The sequence below is a fragment of the Candidatus Cloacimonadota bacterium genome (genome assembly GCA_019429305.1).
In the GTDB taxonomy this organism is placed as follows: Bacteria; Cloacimonadota; Cloacimonadia; order Cloacimonadales; family JAJBBL01; genus JAHYIR01.
In genome coordinates this window covers 33,245-42,546 of sequence record JAHYIR010000016.1, presented here as the reverse complement: position 1 = coordinate 42,546, position 9,302 = coordinate 33,245, and the positions used below count along the sequence as shown (strand labels likewise).

Genomic DNA, 9,302 nt, shown 5'->3' with positions numbered 1-9,302 from the left:
TTTTTATTTGATGTGTTTCCTATTCCCAGACATTGAAATGTCTGGCTATTATATTTCATACCCCTATCGGGGCATGATCTTATATTGATGGGGATAGAAGTAAGTCGGTGATGAGATCTCTCCATTACGCTTCGCTCCAGTCGAGATGACAAAGAGGAAGGATGCTCCAGTCGAGATGACAATGAAAAGGAAGCTTCAATCCGGATGACAAAAATAATATCTTGCTTTACTCCGACAGCACCCTTTATGGGTGCTATATAATAGCCTGCGACTTCAGTCGCAGGTATGGAGCTACACTCCATTTGGGTGGTGGGCGGGAATAGATCATCCGGCATTACAGTTAACGGTGTGAAGAAAACCGTACGAGGATCTGCTTCGCAGCTACTGTTAGACGAGCGGAGCGAGGAGTTTAGCGAAGAAGCAGAGACGAGAAGGTTTTTAACCGTTAATTGTAGAGCCGGGAGGTTTTCTTTGTTACTTTCTTTTTCCGATGAAAAAGAAAGTAATTTAAAGTAAGTCGGGAGGTTTTCTTTGTTACGTTGGCTTCGCCGCTCTCGGAAGCAGCCACGAAGAAGTCAATTCCTCGGGTCTTTTGTCGGTACAAAAGAAAGTAGTTTAATATAACTAAGTCTGTTATGAGATCTCTCCATTACGCTTCGCTCCAGTCGAGATGACAAAGAGGAAGGATGCTCCAGTCGAGATGACAAAGAGGAAGGATACTTCAGTCGAGATGACAAAGAGGAAGGATACTTCAGTCGAGATGACAAAAGGCTTGTATAATATTTGTCGACCCTTCGATACATTCTGCAGGGTTGAGCAAGTAGTAATTGCAGAACACTCAGGGTGACAGTACTAGAGGGAGAGATGATGAGACAGAGAGACTGAGAGAGGGAGAGATTAGGAGTCTGAGCGAAAAAGAAAAATTTAAGTAGTAGATAGTATGTAGTAAGTATAAAAAACCTGAGGAATGATAGCAAGTCCATTGGATGCAAATCAAGAAGAAAAAATATTTCACCACGGAGACACGGAGAACACAGAGGAAAAAAAACAATATGACGCTTCGGCGGAAGAAAAGTAAGTCCATTGGAAGGTTAACAAGCCGGAACGCTGGCTTTAGCCGGCTGGATCACCGGCTTCAGCCGGTTTTTGGATATGAAAAAACATTGACTCTCATTGCTACAAACAAAGAAAAAACCCCGTCGAAAGACGGGGTTTTAACACTAACTAATTCTATTGATATATCAAATCATCATTCCGATGATGTATATTGCATCAAGTCCTTCAAGAGTTTAGGGCGGTTAGCTGCTTCCATAGCAATTTCAGTGCTTAATATTCCTGCTTTCATATTCATCAATAGATCTTGTTCCATTGTTTGCAGCCCTAATTTCCTGTTTCTTTGGATCATAGGATAGATCTCTTCGATATTACCAGAATAGACTACCTGTGATAACTGATCATTCGTTACGAATATTTCCTTCACCGGCAGCATCTTATTATTTGTTGTTGGCAATAATTGCAGGCAGATAATGACTGATAAAGTTCTCGCCAGATGCCTTCTAACCAGATCGTGTGATTCCGGTGGATAGAAGGATAGTAATTTATAGATCACTTCAGTTACGCTTTGGTTTTTCAGAGTAGCAACAACCAAACAACCGGTATCAATGAGTTTCAGTGCTGCATCAAGTATCTCACAAGAGGTAATATCCTCTATAACGACCATATTGGGATGATAATCGAGACATCGTTCTAAAGCATCAGTGACACTATTTACATCCCGATAAAGTTTCTGATGCCTGACAACACTATTCTTTGACTCATGGATATATTCTAACGAGTCGGCAACGAGCACAATATTTCCGGAGAGATGACTATTGTTAAGATTGATAATTGCATCAACTAAACTACTCTTTCCTGAGCCCGGGGGTCCGGACACAATGATCAAACCAGAATTTTCGTTCTTGAAAGTTAAATTATTAAGAACTTGATTGCTAAACTTCATCTGTTCCAGATTGATGATCGATCTTCTTGTTGTTTTGACACCAATGACCAGTTCATCCATATCAAAGAAAATATTTAGCCGATAACGGTATAGGACTTCATTAGCTGTGAATTCAAAATTGGCTTTAATTGACTTCTGATCAATTAACGTTTCTAACTGAGAATTACTCAAAATACTCAAGATCATGATATTGATCTCATCCTGAACAAAGCCGCTCTCAAAGGGGATCGGTTTGAAGTTAGAAAAGAATTTACCCCAAATCTTGTCTTTAGAACCGGGTCCACCGATCTCTAAATAGTTCGGCTGTTTTTCTTCCATACTGAGCAAAAAGTTTTGAAATTTATTGAAGACCCTTGCTCGTAATTCTACATTAGTATTAAGCTTTTGCTTCATTCTCAAGAGCTTTTCGGAGGTGCTTGACTGGAACAGTTTCTTACGTTCCAATAATCCGAGATCTACTGCTGAACGGAACTCAGCCAGCTTGACCGGTTTGGTCATGAACCGAAAGGCACCATACTCAAGAGCTTGTTTAGTATATTCCATCTTATCATAGCCGGTAATGATGATCACTACAGCATCGGGATCAAATGTTTTCAAAACCTTAAGAAATTCGATACCGTTCATCTCCGGCATAAAAATATCCGTGATGTAGAGATCAAAGATCTCGTTACTGACCAGATTAAATGCTTCCTGTCCGTTCTCAGCTTCGACTATTTCGTAATCTTCCCCTTCCAAGAAACTTTTAAACAAATCCCTTGCTTCTTTTTCGTCGTCGATAATAAGAATTCTGGGCTTCATAACTTTACCTCTTTATTTTCTTTGTTTTTTACTTCTGTTTCAATTTTTAATCAAATCTAATTAACCACGGAGGCACAGAGTACACGGAGAAAAAAAAGAGAACACAGAGAAAAGTGTACTTTGTTTAAGGAATCGTATTCTCGCGTAACATCTGATTGTACAATTATCTATTCCCCCTTTACTGATATCTGTTTTAACCTGGAGACTTGAAAAATAGTAGTGAGTTATGAGTCTTGAGTTGTGAGTTTCTCAAGTTTATCCTCCTTGCTTGTCTTTGCTCTCTGCCCTCAGCTCTTAGCCCTTAGCTCTCCGCCCTTAGCTATCTCTCCGTAGGTTTTTCACTAATCATTAATAGCTAATCACTACTTTTAAGCTATAGTAGTCGTATAGATCACTTCTTCAATAGTCGTCATTCCTTGACGGACAAGCTCAATACCCGCTTCACGAAGAGAAAGCATTCCTTGTCCTTTAGCTATCTCACGGATCAGATCTTCATTAATATCAGTTTTGGCACTTACTATCGCTTGGCGGATCTCTTTTGTAAAGAGGATCACTTCATGGATAGCTACACGCCCACTATATCCGGTTGTCCGGCATTTCTCACATCCAACCACTTCGAAGACCTTACCGGCTTGTAACTCCTCTTCTGTGATCCCATTCCGCATTAGATACTGATGTTTGTCAGCACCAACTACCCTTTTACAGTGCTTACAGAGTTTTCTGACCAATCGTTGGGCAACGATAATATTGATCGCATAAGCGAGCAGGAAGGTCTCAATTTCCATTTTATAGAGACGGGAGATGGCACTCGGGGCATCATTGGTATGGAGTGTCGAGAAGGTTAAGTGACCTGTATTAGCTAATTTGATTGCCACTTCAGCTGTTTCCTTGTCGCGCATCTCACCGACCATAACAATATCGGGGTCATGACGGAGTATAGATCTGATTGCCCAGTTAAAATCGAGCTTGGGACTGATCTTGATCTGTCTTGCTCCTTTGATGACATACTCAACCGGATCTTCAACTGTCAGGATATTCTTCTCAGGTGTAATCACATGATACAGAGCTGCCAAGAGGGTCGTACTTTTACCACTACCGGTCGGACCTGTAACTATGACCAATCCCTGGGGCTTAGTAACGGCTTCTTCAAAGTCCTGTCGTGCTCTTGGCAGAAAACCTAACTTGTCAATATTATCAATGACATTCCTATCGTCCAATATTCTGATAACGATACTTTCATAATGCCGGCTATGCTCTCTGGAAACGATCGGCAAGATCGAGACTCGGAACCTGATAGTATGCCCTTCGATCTCTCTCTGAATAAAACCGTCTTGGGCTTCATCTACCTTAAAACGGTCAACATTGCTGGAACGGTCCTTGACGACTGAAAGAAAAGATTGTGGATTGATACCCTCTTTTCTTTTCCAAAGACGCAATCTACCATCCTGCCTGAATCTGATATCTACACTTGTATGGTTGAAAGGTATCACGTGAACATCACTGACCTGTGACTTAACGCCATCAATGAGTGCGGCTTCAAAGAGATAGACCAGAGCACCCTTATTGATCTCCTGTTCGATCAGATCTTCAGATTCGTCCTCTAAAGTTTGATCCGGTATTTCCAGCTCAGACTCGGATTTATCGAGCATATCTTCCAGATATTTTTCCTCTTCTTTGCTCGATATATGAGAGATCAACTTATCAATTTTGTCCCAGGGGCAATAGTAAACATCGAATCTTTTTATCTTAAGGGCATTAGCCAGTGTTCTGGTAAAATTATCAGTTGGTATTGACGAGAGGATTATCAAGGACTCATTCTTTTTCTTCTGAATTTTATAGGGGATGATCCTTTTCTGAAAGACCTCTTCTTTTATATCTTTAGGCAGACTGAAGATCAACTCTCGTGCTTCTTCGATATCTCCTGCTGTCATATTCTCTATATTGACAGTAGTCTTCGGAATAGCATATATCTTGGCTATCTCTGTATAAACTGCATCTCTATCGATATGATATTCATCAATGAGGATCTCTTCTACTTTAGATTTGTTGCCTAAAGTATTGGTCTTGGTAATTACCGCATTATAGATATCTTCACTGATGATATTCTTTAGTTTCAGAAGTTTGGCTACTAATTGATTATCATTCATCTCATTCATATTTTATTAGAATCCGTGTGTTGGCGGACGGATAAAGGCACTCTCAGAGGAAACAATGATCAGGAAAGTCATCACGACCATGATGATTATGGCAGTGGTTACATCTATTGAGTTAAGAATTGTCCGGAACCTATAACCGGTTTCTTTCTCATAATAGATCGCTATCTGCTCGGCTGACTTTTTTACAGATCCGGTAGCCGAACCGGCATTTAATCTAGAGATCACAGTTTCTGTAAAGACTCCTGATTGAGCTAATGCCTCAATCAATCCAGCACCATCTTTTAACATTCTCGGTATGGTTATCTCCTTCACCTGTTTCTCCATATATTGATTACCACAAGCTTCGGCTGAAAGCTGAATTACTTCCATATTATTACCGGCACCTGTATAAACCGTCGAGAATACTCTAAAGAATATCTCGATACTCATTTTATGAAGCAAGGTTCCTACCAACGGGAGTTTTAAAATCATTCTGTCCCTAAATAATCTCCCTTTGGGAGTACTGAACCAATAACCTATGGCAAAAATGGGAGTGAAAAACAAGAGAATCATCCACCACCAGTTATCCTGCAGAAAATAACTCACTTGAAGAGTTGCTGCTGTCATTGGCGGAAGATCAATATTGTATTGGATAAACATCTCGGTTATCTGAGGAAAAAGAACCCCGACATAGTATGCAATAGCGATTATGATGGCTATCATGGTTATTGTCGGCATAACAAGTGCCTGTTTTACATTCTTCCTGAATTCATGCTGTCGTTCCAGATATTTTGCCGTATTATCATAGATCTGTGCCATGTTACCCGATTTTGATGCCAGTCCAAGCATATAGGAAGTGAAGCGTCCAAAGATATCGGAATACTTCATAAACACAACAGCACCGTCCTGCCCCTGTTTCAAGTCCCGTGAAATATATTTGATCGTCCGCTTCAGGGTCTTGTTCTGCATATCCATCCCTAAGATCTTTAAGACTTCATCATATCTCATGTTTTCTTTGAGCATTTCGGAAGAGAGAGTGATGAACATGACAACATCGGCAAAGGGCGGTTTTATTCTGATATCGAGGAGCATCGGCTCGATCTTGATGTTGCTCATATTGAGCCCTTCCAGAACTCGATACAATTCCTCTTTGGAATACGCCTCCTGCTCGCCGCTTACTTTGTTTCCCATGGAGGTTATTCCCTTATATAAGAACATTTTTTTCTTTTCAATACTGTTGACTACAAAATTGTTTTTTACTGCTAACTCATTGATCTTGTGACGGGCTGTTGATAAATTATTTGCCGGACAGACACCCCTAACAGTTGCCCCATTGTCTAATCTTGTACCTGTGTAACGAAACTCTTTAAACATCTTGGCCTCACAGCTTATTTTTCTACCGCTGGCTCTTCCAACGGCGATTTATGATGCTACGTTGTTGTTCTCATTCTAAGAGTGCATAATTTAACCGCTTTTAAGTTAGTCAATAAAAATCTTTGTTTTACCCTTATTTTTCTGACTTTTATCAACCTTTAAGATATAAAATTACTCCCCATGACCCTTGTGAGAATAATGCTACCTGTCGCACTATGGGACACTCTTTTAACTTGTTCTTTGGTATCTTCTATATTGGAACCCGAGTATTTCCTTATATGAAATATTTATTTATTGGATTATACCTTTATCAATGCAGATATGAGCTTTTCATGTTAAAAAAGTTTTGCCTGACAATCTTTTTTCTCTTATTATAGTACATTATTATTTAATAGATAACAACTTTTCCTCACCATCTTTGGCATTTTTCTACCTACTACTTTCTACTTACTACCTACTTTTTCCCCTCCCTCCATTACCTAACAACTGTCACTCTGAGTGATCCTTGGAATGACTTCTTGCTTATTTTACCAAGGATTGCATCGAAGGGTACCATGATCAAAAAGTCGGTTAAGTATTCTGACTCCTTCGATACATTCTACCGACAAGAATAGCAAGAAGCCAACGATAGAACACTCAGGATGACAATATTTTGATGTCTTTAAGCTGTCAATGTCCTGTGACTTCCTCGAGTTCGGAAGCAGCCACGAGGAAGCACTATCCTCGTTTCTGTCACCCTGAGTGACCCTTGGAATCGCTTCTTGCTTCTTTTTTTACCAAGGATTGTATCGAAGGGTAAACAAATAATGATCTGCATTTTGTCATCTCGACTGGAGAAAATATCACGTTAGTGATGTTTCGTAACGGAGAGATCTCATCACGGACTATGTAAATGGCAGTTGAAATTGGTACAAGGAATCTAATAGTTAATCTATCAGTATATAGAATGGTTTAAAATGATAGTGAATATTTGTACCATACAATCCTGATCTTAGAATTTTTTGTAGTTAGTCAGAGACCGGCTGAAGCCAGTGAACCAGCCGGCTGAAGCCAGCGTTCCGGTTTGCTAACCCTCCCTTTGGCTTTTTCTACTTACTACTTACTACCTACTTTTTTCCCCCTCCCTACATTACCTAACAACTGTCACCCTGAGTGATCCTTAGAATCGCTTCTTGCTTCTTTTTTTACCAAGGATTGTATCGAAAGGTAAACAAATAATGATCTGCATTTTGTCATCTCGACTGGAGAAAATATCACGTTAGTGATGTTTTCGTAACGGAGAGATCTCATCACGAACAAAAGTCTATCCCCTTGCATATCATACTCTTAACATTAGGAAGGGATATAGTCGGATATATCCGACTATATCCCTTCCTAATGATCACCTATTAATTCAAATCATTTTTTGCTCCTTCCAGCCGGGCAACCGCCGGTCGCCCCTACAAAAAACCCTATCACCATTTCACCTTTCCACCCTATCACCATTTTTCCTTTCTTTGGCATTTTTTACAGATAACTTATTAAATAATAAGCAATTGGCACATATAATGCATCTCTTAATAAGAAATATGATTTTTGTGAGGTGAATTATGGGACAACAGCAGATTCTTTTACTTGTTTTAGTTATTATCCTGGTTGCAATAGCAATTGTGATCGGTATTACTACATTTCGTGTTCAAACGGTGCAAAGTAATATTGATGCAATGATAACCGATCTGAACAATCTCGGTATAATGGCATATCAATACCGAATGAGACAAACTGCCGAATTAGGCAGTGCAGCTTCATATGACGGTTTTGACGAATACTTTATTGATTTACCTGATGGATTGACAGACAATATTAATGGGACCTATACGATTCATACTCTCCTTCCTGATCTTGTGGTCATTCAAGGAGTTTCGAAAATGCATCAGGAAAACAATGAACCGATAATACGCTGGCTTTCGGTTGATAATGACGGCAAGTTTGACTTATTTATTACTGAACCACCTACTCAATGATCTAAATATCATTACTATAAGTTATACCATTGTCAGACCACATTTCCATGTGGTCTTTTTTATTAACTAATCCTTCCTTATCCTTTATCATTCACTTTGCTGAAAGTATTAGCTTTATAAAATGAATTGCTGTGCAAGATCTAAATAAGTTACTTTTCCCTTCTTACTGATTACTGATCACAGATCAAGCCCATATCTTCTTACTATATTCCAACAGTTTTGTCATATTATGATGTCATCTATATTTATATTGTAATGAACTGATGTCATAGTCACTTAACTTTGGGCTCTATAAAGTATTACTTTTGCTCAGATCTTTCTCATTTTTTCACTTTTCTGTCTTACCAAATACTATATTCATACTCTATCTGCTTTATTTTCAATCTTATAGAATATCAATAAATAGTTTTGGCACGACCCTTGCATATGTATCTGGCAACCAAAAAAATATTGGAGGATATTATGGGACAACAACAAATCCTATTGATCGTTTTAAGTGTGATCTTAGTTGGTATCGCCATTGCGGTCGGTATCACAATGTTCAGAGCACAAGCTAGACAGAGTAATCTTGATGCAATTATTGCAGACCTTAATAACTTAGGTGCTATCGCTTATCAGCACAAACTGAGACCAGTCAGCATGGGTGGCGGTGGCGGTGTTTATGATGCTTCAGCACTACCTACTCCGGGTATGGGTTTCGAAGCATATTTTGATACTCTGCCATATGATATGCAAGTGAATCAGAATGGTTATTATGTTATCGGTACAGTAACTGATATTTCAGTAGAAATTCATGGATGGAATGCTACTTACTTACATGGTCGTACTATTACTATAGATGAAAATGGCCTAATGTCGATAACGGATTTAACTGCATCTCCTGGTGAGCCCCCAGAACCACCAACTAACTAATCATAGCAATTATTAACAAACTAATAAAACCCACACAGCAATGTGTGGGTTTTTTTGTTTGTATTTTTTTTATTCGACTTC

Annotated in this window: 5 protein-coding genes; 2 read left to right on the top strand and 3 right to left on the bottom strand. The window is 39.2% G+C overall.

Annotated features, from left to right (window positions below):
* Positions 1 to 1,249: 1,249 nt before the first annotated feature.
* The 3 genes from tadA to K0B81_07050 all read right to left on the bottom strand — a co-directional run bounded on the left by tadA (position 1,250) and on the right by K0B81_07050 (position 6,306).
* Positions 1,250 to 2,797 (bottom strand): Flp pilus assembly complex ATPase component TadA, encoded by a 1,548-nt coding sequence (gene tadA / locus K0B81_07060; protein ID MBW6516355.1) that lies wholly within the window; start codon positions 2,795 to 2,797, stop codon positions 1,250 to 1,252.
* 368 nt (positions 2,798 to 3,165) lie between these two features.
* Positions 3,166 to 4,953 carry a GspE/PulE family protein gene (locus K0B81_07055; protein ID MBW6516354.1) on the bottom strand — a complete coding sequence of 596 codons (1,788 nt, stop codon included), beginning with the start codon at positions 4,951 to 4,953 and terminating at the stop codon, positions 3,166 to 3,168.
* Between the two features lie 6 nt (positions 4,954 to 4,959).
* Positions 4,960 to 6,306, bottom strand: coding sequence for a type II secretion system F family protein (locus K0B81_07050; protein ID MBW6516353.1), 1,347 nt, complete (start codon positions 6,304 to 6,306; stop codon positions 4,960 to 4,962).
* A gap of 1,589 nt (positions 6,307 to 7,895) precedes the next feature.
* Between K0B81_07050 and K0B81_07045 the strand changes: the two genes are divergently transcribed.
* Positions 7,896 to 8,309 (top strand): hypothetical protein, encoded by a 414-nt coding sequence (locus K0B81_07045; GenBank protein ID MBW6516352.1) that lies wholly within the window; start codon positions 7,896 to 7,898, stop codon positions 8,307 to 8,309.
* A 462-nt stretch (positions 8,310 to 8,771) separates the two neighbouring features.
* The gene (locus K0B81_07040; GenBank protein MBW6516351.1) at positions 8,772 to 9,221 is read left to right on the top strand and encodes a hypothetical protein; all 450 of its coding nucleotides are present in this window, start codon (positions 8,772 to 8,774) and stop codon (positions 9,219 to 9,221) included.
* Positions 9,222 to 9,302: the final 81 nt, after the last annotated feature.